This is a genomic window from Methanococcoides vulcani, assembly GCF_900111645.1.
Lineage (GTDB): Archaea > Halobacteriota > Methanosarcinia > Methanosarcinales > Methanosarcinaceae > Methanococcoides > Methanococcoides vulcani.
On sequence record NZ_FOHQ01000003.1, the window covers coordinates 214,797 to 229,194 of the forward strand.

Consider the following 14,398-nt stretch of genomic DNA (forward strand, 5'->3'; position numbering starts at 1 on the left):
AACCCAGTTTCAAAATAAATACAAGCAATACAAACAAATATTAAGCCGGAGAAAATAATCTAATATCCATAGCAGGCAGAGTACCTGTATCAGGAGATTTCTTGTGTTCGAGTTAAGCATAGCAATGCGTCATATCAATTCACGCCGGCGGCATACTCTATTCTCTCTTCTCGCCGTTGCACTGGCAGTTGCTACTATAGTTGTCCTCATGTCAATGGTCTCAGGAGTTCAGGAGGAACTTATCGAGATCACCATTGAGAACGCTCCACATATTGTTGTCAGCCCGCAGTCAGATGCTGAAGAGGATCTCCATTTGTATAATTATCTGATGGATATCATCATACAGAAAGAGGGGGTTGTTGCAGTGTCACCTTATCTTTCAGGTCAGGCGGCTTTGAAATATAAAGACAATGCAGAAGGCGTATTGCTCAAAGGTATAGAACCACATGCTGAAGAGCGTGTGATGCGTGTAGGCGACGACATTGTAGCAGGAAGTTTTGTAGATATTTCCCTTACTGGACATGGTATTGTCCTTGGTGACGAACTTGCAGAGAACCTCGAAGTAGGTATCGGGGACAACGTCGAAGCTGTTTATCCGGGTTCTCCGACAAGATCCTTCAAGGTTGTTGGTATTGTCAACACCGGAACAGCCAGTGATGAAAGTCTCGCATATGCAAGGCTTGGGACCCTGCAGGATCTCTTCCGAAAGAACGGGGTTGTGACCTCTATTGGTGTCAGAGTGCTTGACCCTTATCAGGCAGAAGATATAGCGGTTTTAATTGAGGCAGAAACCGGGGCTGATGCAGTTAGCTGGACCGAGGCCAACAAGGACATCCTCGACCTGCTCAACACCCAGAAAGTGTTCGTCTGGATATTCTATGCTCTTATCTATGTGATCGCAGGTTTTGGCATTGCTAACACCCTTATCACAGTAGTGATGGACAAGAAAAAAGAGATCGGTATGCTTAAGGCAATGGGTGTTTCCAGAAAGAGCATAACTTCGATATTCCTTTTTGAGTCAGCTTTCCTTGGAGCATCCGGTGTGGTAGTGGGCTGTATAATAGGATATCTGGCATCTGTGGCAATTGGAGCTTATGAGCTTGAGCTCCCAAGTGAGATGTATCTTGGCCTGACCACAATGCCAATGAAAATAGAAGCCATCAATTTCGTTTATGCTGCCGGGTTTGCTTTTATCCTGAACCTCATTGCAGGAGTTTATCCTGCAAGACGTGCTTCGAAACTAGATCCTGTGGAAGCAATTGAGAATGACTGATCTTGCTGGCTGAAATTTTGATGTATCTTATCTTTTGATCGTGATCTGTTTACTATATGAGTTAACGATTGTGGGTAATGATCGTGTGTTAATGATCGTAGGCTACTGACTATAGGCTAGTAATCGATCTCATCGATTGGATATTGCATATACCGGATCAAAACTTGCTGCTTTCCTGGCAGGGTATAGTCCGGCCACAATGTTCAGTATAAATACTCCTATCACTACGAGTAAGACGTCAATGAATCTTACTATGACCGGAATGGATGTAAAGCCATAAGTGTCACCCATACTTCCAATCTCTATATCGCCTATCATGGACGAAATTATAATCCCTGCAGAGGCCCCCAGGATCGCACCGGTCAGTCCCAGCAGTCCGCTTTCCAGAAGGAAAATCGTCCGTATGCTTGAAGGAGAAACTCCCATTGCCATCATGATCCCGATTTCCCTCATCTTTCCCATGACCATCATATTAAGTGTGCTCACAACACCAAATGATGCTATCAGTAGTAACAGGCCGTAGATTATGTAGTTCTCTGCAGTCTCTATTGCCATAGTCCTCAGTATCTCCGGGTTCGTCTCGGTCCATCCCTGTGCATTGTAGCCTTTCTGCTTGATCATTTCTGCGATCACCATGTCCTGGTGGATATCTTCTATCCTCAGTGACATTCCGTTTATCACATCAGTTGTATCAAAGAATTCCTGTGAGGTCTGGAGGGAAGTGTATGCAAGGGATGTGTCATATGGGGTTCCTGTATCATATATCCCGACAACTTTCAGGGACATTGTCTTTGCATTTGGAAACGATACATCAATACTATCGCCCAGTACGACTTCGAGGTCTTCTGCAAATTCATCTCCGAGAATAATTGAGTTCCTTGAATGCACCAATCCAAAAAGGTCGCCTTCAACGATGTCATCTGACAGGTAGGAAACAGCGTCTTCCTCGGCTGGATCTATCCCTTTCAATATAGCATTCTGGCTCAGTTCGTCATTACTAAAGGTCGCCGTCCCTATCAGGTACGGGGAGGCAGCCACCACCCCTTCAATGTTGAGTATGTCTTTCAGGACATTGTTATGGAGGTGTATGTATTCCTCATCCTCTTCCGGTGATATGGTCACATGAGGCAGCTGGTCTATGGTCTTGTCATAGAGCTCATCTGTAAATCCTACCATGATGGCCTGTGAAACAGAAAGCACCATAACCGCTATGGCTATGGCTATGATGGATAGTAACGTCTGCCTTCGTTTTGACTTAATATGTCTTACTGCAATGAAGAGTTCATAGCTCATTAGTTTCAGTTAAAAATAAACTCTAATGATATTTATATCAAATGCAGCAGGTCTTTAAGGCCTTTAATTTCTCACAAGATGTTCGTGATCTCTGATATGTAAGGGACCATGCGGAAGAACATTGAACCTGAAAAGATCAGAATGAACCAGATAAATGGCTCCCCAGCTGCAAAGAGGTAGCTTTTATGGTCTTTTCTTGATCTTTTGACCTTTTCCAGATAGTTCTGGGAATAGAACATTACCGGTACGATCATCAATGCAGTGGGCGGAAGGACCCGAATGTATGTTTCGTAAATAAGTAGTATGACTGTAATGAAATTGATGGCAACGAGGGTCATAAGGCCTTTCCTGTATCCGTAGATCGCAGGTAATGTGCGTAGTCCTTTCTTCTGGTCGCCCTCGATATCCCTGATGTCAAAAAGTATCTGGATGCCTGTCATTCTCAGGAATACAAAAGCAGAGATGACCAGTGCTTCTGTTGTTATGGGGTATGAGTAGTACATGAACATGACATACACAAGTATGGCCCATACCAGTGATACAAAGATGTTCTTGAATGCTGTTATCTTTTTTGTAAGTCCCTTAAAATATGCCTGATATGTCAGTCCGAGTATCAGGATGGCAAATCCTATCAGCATGTTCGGTATGTCACTATAAAGCACGTAGATAAAGGCTATAGAAATAATGGATCCATATAATATGTAGGCTATTGTCTTTGAATCATTTTTCCGGAAATAATCTGCACGGGTTGAATTTGTTTTCTGGTCATCTTCTGTTCCATTAAAGTAATCGTACAGGTAGATTATGTAGAACATAAGGTAGATTATGATCAGGAAATCCCATGTTACGGGGATAGCGAACAGGATCGAGCACATGAATGCAACACAGATTGCACCAAATGCAAAAATATGCCCTCCATATATGAAGTCGGTCCAAAGCTCCTTTATTATGCCGAAAGTTTCGCTACAAATTCTATCATTCTCTGTTAAGTTATGTGCTTTACTCATGCTCCCTCAATAAAGAAATAATAAATGTTCACGAAAAAGGAGTATATGTTCATAAGATAAAGTTTATGGAAACAAAAATATAATTCATGGCCTTATATTATAAAATCATGAACTTACAGTGAGCGTTTAGCAAGAATGTAAAAGCAGTATTTTTTCGTCCCCGTCTTTTTTATCGAAGGGCTGATAGGAAATAATTTAAAGATTGAATTCAATGACACCTGAAAAGGTGATCATCTCATGAAATACTGGCAGCCAAAATTTGAAACAATGGAGCACAATGAACTTCGGGAACTGCAATTGAATCGTTTAAAGAAAACGGCTGCTGCAGTCTATGATAATGTTCCTTTCTACAGGGAGAAGTTCGATTCTTTGGGCATAACTCCTGATGACATCAAGTCCGTGGATGACATTAAAAAACTGCCAACTACCCGAAAAACGGACCTGCGTGACAACTATCCTTTCGGTCTTTTTGCTGTTCCAAAGAAGGACATTGTCCGTATCCATGCATCTTCCGGTACAAGCGGTAAGCCTACCGTGGTCGGATATACTGCCAATGACATCAACACCTGGGCAGACATGATGGCACGTAACTTCACAATGGTTGGGCTTGATGCAAATGATACTTTCCAGAATGCTGTTAACTACGGCCTTTTCACGGGTGGTCTGGGCTTCCACTACGGCATTGAGAAGCTGGGTGCCATGGCAGTTCCAAGCGGAACAGGAAATACAGTCCGCCAGATCGAGATGATGCAGGACTTTGGTGTTACTGCTATCCACTGTACTCCTTCTTATGGTCTTTACCTTGCAGAAACTGTCAGGGAAATGGGTATCGTTGACAAATTATCATTACGTGTCGGCTGCTTCGGTGCAGAGCCATGGTCTTCCAGTACAAGAAAGGAACTTGAATCTGCTTTTAATATTAAGGCATACGATTCCTATGGTCTTTCTGAAATGATGGGACCAGGCATCGGATTTGAATGCCAGGAGCAGGATGGTCTTCACATCTGGAGTGATCACTACATCGTGGAGATCCTTGATGAGACTGGCGAAGAGGTTGCAGAAGGCGAGAAAGGAGAAATTGTGCTTACTTCCCTTACAAAGGAAGCACTACCTGTTATCAGGTATCGTACCGGAGATATTGCCAGGCGCCTGAAAAGTGAGTGTGCCTGTGGACGTACCACTGATCGTATCTCAAGGATCCTTGGAAGGGCAGATGATATGCTTATTGTAAGAGGCATTAATGTATTCCCATCCCAGATAGAGGACGTACTTGTCAGGATCGAGAAGATCACAGACCAGTTCGAGATCTATCTTGACAGGAACAAGAAGAAGCTGGATGAGATCACAGTAAGGGTAGAACTTGATGAAGATGCTTTCACCGGTGAGATCGGGGACCTTGCAACAGTAAAAAAGGTTGTAGAAGGCGAACTCAAGAGTGTCCTGAGCATCAGGGCAAACGTTGAGCTTGTGGAAAAGGGTACGATTCCCAGAAGCACAGGTAAGGCCAAGAGGGTCTTTGACAGAAGGGAAGCTATCTAACCCCTTCATATTCTTCCAGAGGTTCAAATATGCCACACGTTATGGAGATCCTTGGAAAAACAAGGGTTGTGGTCGAGGACGGAAAGGTTGTCGAAGTTGGTTAGCCACAGCTCCAATGGTGCCCTCTTTTTGAAAAAGCAAGAGGTATCAAAGAAATTACTTGCGAAGCTGTAAAGGAGAACATGGAGTTTCGCATAAAGGATTTCGGTCTTTTTACTGAGGACCGTAAGCTTGAGATGGACGTCTTTGTGGGTTTCGGTGCTTCTGAAGTTATGATGACCGGCCTGAACCGTGACCTGCTGGATACCACAATAACCGTGTGCGATGGTGCCGGAACTGTAATTAGCAATAATCCAACTCTTGTTCAGGGAATGGGTGCAAGGATATCAGGTCTTGTAGAGACCGAGCCTATTGATAAAGTCATCAACGGTATCGAGGACAGGGGTGGCATCGTGCTCGATCCTTCAAATGCAACTATTGATCCTGTAGGCGGCGTTCTGAAAGCCAGTGATCTTGGCTTCAAGAGGATTGCAGTTACTGTGGTCGACCCTGCTACTGCAAGGACCCTTCGTGAGATCGAGGAAGAGAATGACCTTGAGCTTATGATAATCGGTGCGCATACAACAGGTCTTGGCAGGGAAGAAGCTCTTGAGATCATCAAGCATCTCGACATTGTCACTTCCTGTGCTTCAAAGAACATAAGGGATGCAATAAGACCTCTGGCACAGGTAGGCACTGCTGTGCCTTTATTTGCACTTACTCAGAAAGGAAAGGAGCTTTTGCTTGAGCGTGCCAAGGAAGTAGAAAGCCCGATACTTGTAAACACAATGCCTTTACCAGTGCTTCCTGAAAAGAAGCAGCCGAAAGATCTTGTCTGATCTTTTCGGCAAAATATTTTTTGATGATCCTTAATGAGCACTGGCAAAACTACTGACAAACATTGAATATCAGGTCTCGATATCAAATATCATAAGTGGTTATCTTCTCGTCCTTTGCATCAGAGATCGTTGCAGTTATCATTTTGAACTTTGGTACTCCTGTACCGTCGTCAGCGGACACAAGTGCATTTGACCATGGGCTGTTGGTCATGTAGGCAATACCTTCATGAGCTTCCTCATATTCGGATAGCTGAACAGAAACCACGACCCTTGCAAAGCTGTTCTTCAGGATAACGTTACTTTTCTCCTTGAATCCCATCTTCTTCATGTCATTTACATCTATCTTTATGACTGCTGAACGGTTGAGGTATTCCTCTCCGCCTCTTGAGGACTCAAGGGCAGTGTTCTGGAATATATCCCTGTAAGTTATGATCTTTAGATCATATTCAGGAGCTGCAAGAAATTGGCCAAATCCCATTATAATGCCTCCATGATGCGGCTAAGTATCTCTTCATCGCTTAAACTGTCAGTAGGTATCATCGGCTTGAACTCGACCTCAACACCATCCATTCTTATAGCAGTGCCTCCACATTCAGCACCACTGGTAACAGAAGCTATTGCTACCTTTGCTTTTTTAGACGTCATTGTCATGCAGGGGTCGATCGTTATCACAGGGATGTCAAGAAGTTCTTTAGCAATACTTCCCGGCAGGCTTGACATTGGATCAGAGCCTATTACAAGGGCTGCATCCACATTTTTAGTTCTAAGCAACTCTACGATAGAGCATTGCGGACCATGTTCAACACCACTTTCCTGGAATCGTGCACGATTGATGTATCCGGTTTCCTCATGCAGGTTGTGGTCAAATCCACGCATATTGAACTGGCCTACCATTGGTATAAGGTGGAAATTAGAAACATCGTTGAGCTTGTTCATCAACTTGACAAGAGGTTCAATGTCAGAAAGGGAATAGATTAACCCAAGACCTACACAGACGACACCGAACTTTGCTTTCTTTAATAGGTTGGCAAGTTCCAGTATCTTCTTTGGCCCCATTCCAAAGGAGACCTTTGGGACTTTCCCTGACAATGCACTGACAAGCGCATCGATCAGTTCCTCATCTGCCTGTGGTGGTATCTGGTAGAACTTATCCCCGCATATAATAGCAGTATCAGACTTTCTAACATCGATGCATATAGCGGTCCTGTCCTCTTCCCAGCCACGCTGCCTTTCCTTTCCGCGAGGGAAGTATGTGTATTTTGAGAGATGACGTGGATGTGAGTTCGAAGGGTCTGCACCCCAATAGACTATCACATCAGCATAGTCTTTCACCTCATCCAGCGTGCATGTCCTAATCCTGTCCCCAAGGATAGCCTCAATAACAGGTCCCTGACAGAATGAGGATGTATCGTCAATGTATGCATTTGTCCTCTTTGCAAGCTCTATAGCTTTTTTCTGGGCACCGGTGGTGGAATTGCCCATGCCGAATATCAGGGGATTGGGGGCATTTTTAAGTATGCTTGATGCTTCCTTTATAGCGTCATCTATGTTGACATTGCTTCCATCAACTTTACACTCTGCGGGTTTAGCACACTCTTTGAGGCGGGCCACACCTTTTAAGCAGGCGTTGTTCACTTTTGAGAGTTTATTATCAGTTACTTCTATTTCGATATCATCACAAAGAAGTGCACAACCTGTACAAACGTAATATTCCTGTTCCACTTATCTCACCACATTCTTCAGACGAACTCTATTGCTTTTGTCGGACATGTCACTATGCAGCCGTTGCACATTATCTTGTTCTTTCCAAAACGGCGGCACTGGTTAACATTGGAGAGGCGCACAACACCATCTTCAACGCGCAGGATGACATTTTCATTTGTAGGAGCTTTTCCTGATCCTGCACCATAAGGGTCTTCTGCAACATTTACAGGGCAGGCGACCACACAATTACCGCATCCGATGCATTTTTCCGTATGGACGATCATCCCGGATTCCGAGGCCTCGCCTGAAGGTGTTATCATCTGCGAGAGTTTCTCATAGTTTTCCCTGAACTTGTCCTCTTTCAGGGGCGGGCAGTCATCTATGGTAACTTCTCTTGAAAGAAGAGCAGCCCCAAAAGCCATGCATGTGGCTTTCCCACATTGCTTACAGTTCGTTTTTGGGAGAAGCTGATATATCTCCAATGCATTTGTCATAGGTTCACCTGATAAATATTGTCATATCCGTAAAAGATAAAAAAGATGTTAAATTTTAATCTTCGTCTGTATCTTCATCTTCCTTTTTGAAGAAAAGATCACAATGGCAGGAACCATCGGTTTCGATCTCACCCTTATGGTATATGCAGGGACAAATTATCTTTTTGTCTTCGATCTCATCACCTGTTACTATCCTGCAGGGACAATAGTTCTTTCCGTGAGTGTCCTTGTTCTTTGCTATTCCTTCCAGAACAAGTTCCCTCATTTCTTCATCCGGGTTAAGCATATATCCCGCTTTATCTGCATATCTGGAAGTCCATGAATGTACATCTTCTTTTGTAGTTTTTCGTTCGCTCATAATTCTCACGTTGAATCGGGGGTTCTTAATGCATCATTCCAAAAGACTTTCAAGTTTCTCTTTCAGCTTATCTTCTTCGACAAATCCAACTACGTTCGTCACCATGTCCCCACTCCTGAAGAACAAAAAGGTTGGTACGCCTATGATCTTGAACTGCTTTGCGATCTCAGGTGAGTTCTTGAGATTCATTTTTACGAACTTGATCTTTCCATCATATTCTGCGGCTACCTTTTCAAATATAGGAGCCATTTTTCTGCATGGTGGGCATGTCTTTGTAAAGCAATCCACTACAACAGGTAAACCGGAGTTTACAACCTCATTCTCGAATGCAGCTGTATTGATCTCGTAGAGGTTCGTACTTATTTCCTCTACTGCCGGTTCGTTGCTTGCAGTTGCCTTTTCTTTCCCAAACAGGTTGCTGATAAAGTTTCCCAATCCCATATATTACACCTTCTTGCTTCAAGTTCAAGTTTAAGATAAAGTTGTCTTACAAGTAAATTTGTCCACCATGTCTGATAGTAGCTCTGATATCATTAATATTTCACACTTTCTTCTATAGAACATAAATAAAGCATATCTGAAAGTACATATCTATTTCGATATTGATCCAATGGATGAGCTCATGACATTAAGTAGCAGGCACTCAAAATAATTTTTAAGAATTCTATATGGTTAGTATATAGTTATTCTAACATAAACATAACTACAAATTTACTAAAATCATTTTACGATTTTATTAAACAGATCATAAAAAAGTTTATAGCAGGTAATAACATAACTTAACAGGTTCATCATCATAATGCACTCTAATAATATGGGAGAGATGTATACGACACACGAAGAAGAAAAACTCATTGATATTGTTTTGGATTCAATATTATCAGGTGTTGTGATCATTGATAACAAAGATCATGTTATAGTTGATGTAAACGAAACAGCTGCTAAGATGATCGGGCTGGCAAAAGAAGATATTATTGGTAACGTGTGTCACAAGTATATCTGCCCTGCTGAGATCGGACAATGTCCTGTTTTTCATCCCTGGCAAATTATAGATCGATCGGAATGTGTGCTTTTAAACTATAAGGGCGAATCAATTCCGATTCTAAAGACTGTCAAGAAGATCAAGAAGGACGACCATCTATACTTGATCGAGAGCTTTATAGATATTTCAAAAATTAAAGAAACAAAAGAGGAACTTTTAGTAAAAGAAAAGGCTATCGATTCATCGATCAATGCTATTGCTCTTGCTGATCTTGAAGGGAATCTGACCTATGTTAATCATTCTTTCCTTGAATTATGGGGTTATGGTGATGAAAAAGAGGTTCTTGGGAAACTCTCTGTAGAATTCTGGCAGGATGAAAGTAAAGCAGAGGAAGTAAAAAAGGCACTATTCTTTGAAGGTAGTTGGATTGGAGAATTACTTGCCAGAAAAAAAGATGATACTGAATTTTTAGTAAATTTATCAGCTAACATGGTATCTAATGAATTCGGGAAACCGGTTTGTATGATGGCTTCGTTTGTGGATATCACTGACATCAAAAAGGCAAACTTGCTTATCAAGCGAAAGCTCGAAATTGAAGAAACCGTGGCATCGATCTCTTCTATGTTCATATCTCCTAAAAATATTGATCAGACTATTAACGTCGCTCTTGAGAAGATCTGTGAACTATGTGGATGCAGCAGAAGTTACATTTTCAGGTTCAGTAATGATGGAACAAGAATGAGCAATACTCATGAATACTGTCCGGAAGGCATTTCTCCACAAAAAGGCAATCTTCAGGACCTTACGGTCGATATGTTTCCATGGTGGATGGACAAACTCCACAATGGTGAAGCAATCCACATTAAAGATGTTTCAGCGTTGACAGAAGAAGCATCTGCAGAAAAAGAGATCCTTGAGATGCAGGGTATAAGATCCCTGATAGTTTTACCTATTTATATGAACGGTGAACTTACAGGTTTTCTTGGTCTGGACAATGTTCTGAATACAGGGGAGTGGGAAGAAGAAGATATCAACATTCTCTCTCTGGCATCTCTGATCATAGGTGCTGGCCTTGAACGCAGAAATGCTGAAGATGTGCTTATGAATGCGAAAATTGCTGCTGAAGATGCTAACCTGGCCAAGACCGAATTTATTGCAAATATGAATCATGAACTGAGAACTCCTCTCAATTCGATCATCGGATTCTCGGATGTACTGTCAAGTGAAAACTTTGGTACCTTGAACGATACACAAAAAAAGTATCTGTCCAATGTTGTTATAAATGGTCAACATCTTTTGAGAATAATCAATGATCTTCTTGATCTTTCAAAGATCGAAGCTGGTAAGATGGAGCTTTTCCCTGAAAAGTTTGTTATCCTCGATGCCATCAATGGAATAAAAGCGACAATGATGCCTCTTGCAAAGAAGAAGGGCGTTGACCTGAAATGCAACATAAATATCGGGAACCCCCTTATAATGGCGGATGCATTGAAGTTCAAGCAGATTCTCTATAACCTTGTAAGTAACGCTATTAAGTTCACCGATCAGGGAGGGTCTGTGACAATAGGTGTGAACACATCTAATGAGCTGGTTTCAGTTTTTGTAGAAGACACCGGTTTAGGTATCTCACAAAACGACCAGGGTAAACTGTTCAATCCTTTCAGTCAGGTGGATTCATCAAACTCAAGGGAATATGATGGCACAGGGCTTGGTCTTGCTCTTGTGAAAAATTATGTTGAGATGCATGGTGGCAAGGTCTGGGTAGATAGTGAAGTTGGAAAAGGTAGTAAGTTCACTTTTACAATACCTGTTGAGAACCAGATCACCAGGGCATAATTCTGCTTTAATTAATTTTTTGATCCCAATCTATATTTTTTAATAAGTTTTAACGAATAAAGATCGATAGTATCTGTTTCATTTAAGTACTATCAGTATATTAGAAGACGACTATTATGTCAATGAGCGATATTTCCAGAAGACAGGCACAGTATGCAGGCTACATTTTTTTCGTTCTGGCTTCCGTAGCAGTGGCACTCCCATTGATGGTTCCACTTGGGTTTAAGGTGCTTATCCTTATACCAATAGCCTTTAGCATTGGAATGGTAGGTTTCTGGCTGGGTGGTTTCATCCACAAAAAGCTGCAGGATGAGTAATTTCAAACCTTAATAATATCACGTAATATTGCAGCATCAGATGAAGTCCGGTTCTTTAAGTTCAACATCAAGTACCGGAAGTTCAATAGGTTCCCCATCACCATTATAGCATTGCCAGCTGTTCTCATCATAAGGGGCACCTACAATGATGTGATAGCTTCCTGTTTTCCCAAAAAGCCGAAGGTCGGCGTTAGAAGGAGTTATGTTAGATCCGGGATGGCTATGTACCGATCCTACGGATGAGACGTTTGGCATCATGAATAACTTGATAACAGCATTCTGCTCGCTGGACTCGGTACCTGGAAGTATAAGGACCTCAGCGATCACGCCGTCCTCTACCTGTAAAAGTCCGGCGAATTCTTTTGGGGCCATGGACTTACTGACACTCAGGATGAACTCCAGCGTTTCACGTGCAATACCATTTACTTTCATAATAGGAAATTGTTTTCGAAGATAATATAGTTTTGCTGAAGTTTAATTTCTATATTAATATCTGCAAATCAAAAAAGCAGCAGATAGAGTCCTGCAGATATAATAGCACCTATGAAGGTGGCTACAAAATTGACACCGCTATTGGATAGCAATCCTCTACTCTGGAGTGTAGCACCCAGAAGACTGTCAACATTCGTGCCTAAGAATCCACCTGCAATTGTTATGACAAGGGCTGCAGTAACATTGTCAACCATTCCGAAAGCCACTGCCAGTATAGCAATTACAGCCGATCCGCCTATAGAGGAGAGTTCTCCAAGCAGGGTAACACCCCCATCGATACCGGTCCTGACAGGTTTCAGGGTAGTTATCATTCTCGGTTTCTGGTTCGAGGTCGTACCTATCTCACTGGCAAGAGTATCTCCTGCAGCTGTTGCTACTGTTCCAAGGTAGGCAAAGATGATCAGTTCACCATGTTGCGGGTAGATGCCATATGCGATCGCTAATATAAGGGCTGCTGTACTGTTGCTGAAAACATTCTCATATGTGCGTACACCACCCTTTGATTCGGCAATGCCAAGTGATTCTTTTAATTTATACTTGTACTTGGTGAACATGCCTCCAAGTATGAAGAATGTCAACAGTAATACGAACCAGTAGATATTGCTGAATGCAATGATGAGAACACCGATCAGAGTGGCGCTCAGGGATGCGGATATGTCTGCTATCTTTGCATAATAAGCAAGGTATCCTAAGAACAATGCGAACAGAAGAGCGAATAATATCTGTTGCGGGGGAACAGAATACCCAAACGAGAAGAAAAGCCACATTGCCATTCCTGCACCAAGTGGGATGGAAATATTCTCATCTATCTTGGAAGGTATGGATTCGAAAAGTGCGGCTGTTATTGAGCCTATTACTGCTACAAAGAACACCAGATTGTAGGATATGCCCGGATCCTGCCAGTAGACTATCCATGCACCGGCTATTGATGCAACGATAATTCCAGTGATAAGCATTGAGATGCTTGAAGGTATGAGATTCAGGCTGTTCGGGTCACCCTTGTATTTTTTTGAAGGATATTTATTCTTTGTAAGGGATGCATACTTTGATTTCATGTGGCACCGAACGATGGTTGCAACACCTAGGCCCATGGTCGATATGGTGATCGTCTGTCCTATCACAAAGAGCGGATAGGTAGCAGAGAATAAGTTCAGCACAAAGCTTACCAGAAGCAGAATAAAGATCGAAACTACCAGATACTGTGTTGATCTTATCTTCAACATTGGTTCGAACATTCCCAATGTGCCAGGTCTGTCCTCAAGATATCTAATGGCTAAAAGCAAAAAGAAGAACAGGCCGATAAGGATCTCCCAGCTGACGAATGGGAACAGCAGGAACATGAACATGAACGCAAGGGATAGTAGCAACTGACCATGTGCTTGAGGTTCAGCCTGGATTATATGTTCCGGTATTATTTTCATGCTCATCGTTTTTGCGATCGATATATTTATCGAGCATTTAAGTTTTATTTGTTTATATATGTTCTGAAACATCGAGACCCATTTTTTCAGCCAGATAATTGATAAACTCCACAAGATCATCATACTTGTTCCGTGCATAATTATCAAGCGGTGTTGGCATATTATTCACTATTACAAGATCCCCACCGTTATCAAGAGTGTAGAATGGAAGTGCAGCTGCCGGCTGGACCACCAGCGAAGATCCCAGTACGATTATCAGGTCGGCCTTTGAGCTTTCGTCAATGGCTTTTTGGATCACTTCATGCTCAAGCATTTCCCCATAGAAGATCACATCCGGTTTGATGAGACCACCGCACTCATTGCACATGGGAATCTCTTCATTCTTAACAAGATCTGCAACGTATTCATATGAATATTTCTTTCCACATGCAAGGCAGGTGTGATTCCTTGGAGAACCGTGAACCTCAATGACGTTCTTTGATCCTGCTCGCTGGTGCAACATATCGATGTTCTGTGTGATCACCGCTTTGACGATCCCTCTCTTCTCAAGTTCTGAAAGGGCTTTGTGAATGATGTTCGGTTTCCTTTGATCAAGTTCGTATATCAGCTCTCTGGAATGGGTATAGAAATAAGATGGGTCCTTGTTGAAGTACTCGATTGAAAAAATAAGGTCTGCATCGAATTTGTTGTAAAGTCCGTCCTTTCCCCTGAAATCCGGTATCCCTGAAAGGGTGGATATTCCTGCACCTGTCAGGACTACGCAATACTGTGAGTTTTGCAGGAGGTCGAGGAGTTCTTCCATAC

The 14,398-nt window shown here is 42.4% G+C and carries 14 protein-coding genes and 1 pseudogene; 5 read left to right on the forward strand and 10 right to left on the reverse strand.

The annotated features are described in order from the left end of the window. The first annotated feature begins 103 nt into the window (after positions 1-103). Positions 104-1,273 carry an ABC transporter permease gene (locus BMX02_RS06375; protein ID WP_091689857.1) on the forward strand — a complete coding sequence of 390 codons (1,170 nt, stop codon included), beginning with the start codon at positions 104-106 and terminating at the stop codon, positions 1,271-1,273. A 129-nt stretch (positions 1,274-1,402) separates the two neighbouring features. On the opposite strand, the gene BMX02_RS06380 is transcribed toward BMX02_RS06375, so the two are convergent. Further along, complete coding sequence (locus tag BMX02_RS06380; RefSeq protein ID WP_091689858.1) at positions 1,403-2,566, reverse strand: ABC transporter permease; 1,164 nt, start codon at positions 2,564-2,566, stop codon at positions 1,403-1,405. Between the two features lie 71 nt (positions 2,567-2,637). After that, the gene (locus tag BMX02_RS06385; protein ID WP_091689859.1) at positions 2,638-3,573 is read right to left on the reverse strand and encodes a UbiA family prenyltransferase; all 936 of its coding nucleotides are present in this window, start codon (positions 3,571-3,573) and stop codon (positions 2,638-2,640) included. A gap of 237 nt (positions 3,574-3,810) precedes the next feature. Between BMX02_RS06385 and BMX02_RS06390 the strand changes: the two genes are divergently transcribed. Further along, the gene (locus tag BMX02_RS06390; RefSeq protein WP_091689860.1) at positions 3,811-5,112 is read left to right on the forward strand and encodes a phenylacetate--CoA ligase family protein; all 1,302 of its coding nucleotides are present in this window, start codon (positions 3,811-3,813) and stop codon (positions 5,110-5,112) included. A gap of 29 nt (positions 5,113-5,141) precedes the next feature. Continuing rightward, positions 5,142-5,990: pseudogene (locus tag BMX02_RS06395) on the forward strand (methanogenesis marker 8 protein). Positions 5,991-6,072: 82 nt separating this feature from the next. Here BMX02_RS06395 and BMX02_RS06400 read toward each other — a convergent pair. Genes BMX02_RS06400 through BMX02_RS06420 form a run of 5 tightly spaced genes read right to left on the reverse strand, consistent with a single transcriptional unit; the run spans position 6,073 to position 8,987 of the window. Next, positions 6,073-6,468 (reverse strand): molybdopterin dinucleotide binding domain-containing protein, encoded by a 396-nt coding sequence (locus tag BMX02_RS06400; RefSeq protein WP_091689861.1) that lies wholly within the window; start codon positions 6,466-6,468, stop codon positions 6,073-6,075. Continuing rightward, positions 6,468-7,712, reverse strand: coding sequence for a formylmethanofuran dehydrogenase subunit B (locus tag BMX02_RS06405; protein ID WP_091689862.1), 1,245 nt, complete (start codon positions 7,710-7,712; stop codon positions 6,468-6,470). The genes BMX02_RS06400 and BMX02_RS06405 overlap by 1 nt, the downstream gene beginning before the upstream one ends. A 17-nt stretch (positions 7,713-7,729) precedes the next feature. After that, the gene (locus BMX02_RS06410; protein ID WP_091689863.1) at positions 7,730-8,188 is read right to left on the reverse strand and encodes a (Fe-S)-binding protein; all 459 of its coding nucleotides are present in this window, start codon (positions 8,186-8,188) and stop codon (positions 7,730-7,732) included. 55 nt (positions 8,189-8,243) lie between these two features. After that, positions 8,244-8,546: a ferredoxin-thioredoxin reductase catalytic domain-containing protein gene (locus tag BMX02_RS06415; protein ID WP_091689864.1), complete on the reverse strand. Its 303-nt coding sequence runs from the start codon at positions 8,544-8,546 to the stop codon at positions 8,244-8,246. Positions 8,547-8,579: 33 nt separating this feature from the next. Further along, on the reverse strand, positions 8,580-8,987 hold the full coding sequence (locus BMX02_RS06420) for a thioredoxin family protein (protein WP_091689865.1): 408 nt from the start codon (positions 8,985-8,987) through the stop codon (positions 8,580-8,582). Positions 8,988-9,345: 358 nt separating this feature from the next. On the opposite strand from BMX02_RS06420, the gene BMX02_RS06425 reads away from it, so the two are divergent. Further along, entirely contained in the window at positions 9,346-11,364 is a 2,019-nt protein-coding gene (locus BMX02_RS06425; RefSeq protein WP_091689866.1) for an ATP-binding protein, read from the forward strand. A 116-nt stretch (positions 11,365-11,480) separates the two neighbouring features. After that, on the forward strand, positions 11,481-11,681 hold the full coding sequence (locus tag BMX02_RS06430) for a hypothetical protein (RefSeq protein WP_091689867.1): 201 nt from the start codon (positions 11,481-11,483) through the stop codon (positions 11,679-11,681). A gap of 36 nt (positions 11,682-11,717) precedes the next feature. On the opposite strand, the gene BMX02_RS06435 is transcribed toward BMX02_RS06430, so the two are convergent. The 3 genes from BMX02_RS06435 to BMX02_RS06445 all read right to left on the reverse strand — a co-directional run bounded on the left by BMX02_RS06435 (position 11,718) and on the right by BMX02_RS06445 (position 14,396). Further along, the gene (locus tag BMX02_RS06435; RefSeq protein ID WP_091689868.1) at positions 11,718-12,113 is read right to left on the reverse strand and encodes a Mov34/MPN/PAD-1 family protein; all 396 of its coding nucleotides are present in this window, start codon (positions 12,111-12,113) and stop codon (positions 11,718-11,720) included. A gap of 68 nt (positions 12,114-12,181) precedes the next feature. Then, positions 12,182-13,600: a TIGR00297 family protein gene (locus BMX02_RS06440; protein WP_342707206.1), complete on the reverse strand. Its 1,419-nt coding sequence runs from the start codon at positions 13,598-13,600 to the stop codon at positions 12,182-12,184. Between the two features lie 46 nt (positions 13,601-13,646). Further along, the gene (locus BMX02_RS06445; RefSeq protein WP_091689869.1) at positions 13,647-14,396 is read right to left on the reverse strand and encodes an NAD-dependent protein deacylase; all 750 of its coding nucleotides are present in this window, start codon (positions 14,394-14,396) and stop codon (positions 13,647-13,649) included. Between the last annotated feature and the right edge of the window lie 2 nt (positions 14,397-14,398).

Coding starts and splice junctions, on each gene's coding strand:
- BMX02_RS06380 (WP_091689858.1), bottom strand. CDS start 2,566: ATGAGCTATGAACTCTTCATTGCAGTAAGACATATTAAGTCAAAACGA.
- BMX02_RS06385 (WP_091689859.1), bottom strand. CDS start 3,573: ATGAGTAAAGCACATAACTTAACAGAGAATGATAGAATTTGTAGCGAA.
- BMX02_RS06390 (WP_091689860.1), top strand. CDS start 3,811: ATGAAATACTGGCAGCCAAAATTTGAAACAATGGAGCACAATGAACTT.
- BMX02_RS06400 (WP_091689861.1), bottom strand. CDS start 6,468: ATGGGATTTGGCCAATTTCTTGCAGCTCCTGAATATGATCTAAAGATC.
- BMX02_RS06410 (WP_091689863.1), bottom strand. CDS start 8,188: ATGACAAATGCATTGGAGATATATCAGCTTCTCCCAAAAACGAACTGT.
- BMX02_RS06415 (WP_091689864.1), bottom strand. CDS start 8,546: ATGAGCGAACGAAAAACTACAAAAGAAGATGTACATTCATGGACTTCC.
- BMX02_RS06420 (WP_091689865.1), bottom strand. CDS start 8,987: ATGGGATTGGGAAACTTTATCAGCAACCTGTTTGGGAAAGAAAAGGCA.
- BMX02_RS06425 (WP_091689866.1), top strand. CDS start 9,346: ATGCACTCTAATAATATGGGAGAGATGTATACGACACACGAAGAAGAA.
- BMX02_RS06430 (WP_091689867.1), top strand. CDS start 11,481: ATGTCAATGAGCGATATTTCCAGAAGACAGGCACAGTATGCAGGCTAC.
- BMX02_RS06435 (WP_091689868.1), bottom strand. CDS start 12,113: ATGAAAGTAAATGGTATTGCACGTGAAACGCTGGAGTTCATCCTGAGT.
- BMX02_RS06440 (WP_342707206.1), bottom strand. CDS start 13,600: ATGAGCATGAAAATAATACCGGAACATATAATCCAGGCTGAACCTCAA.
- BMX02_RS06445 (WP_091689869.1), bottom strand. CDS start 14,396: ATGGAAGAACTCCTCGACCTCCTGCAAAACTCACAGTATTGCGTAGTC.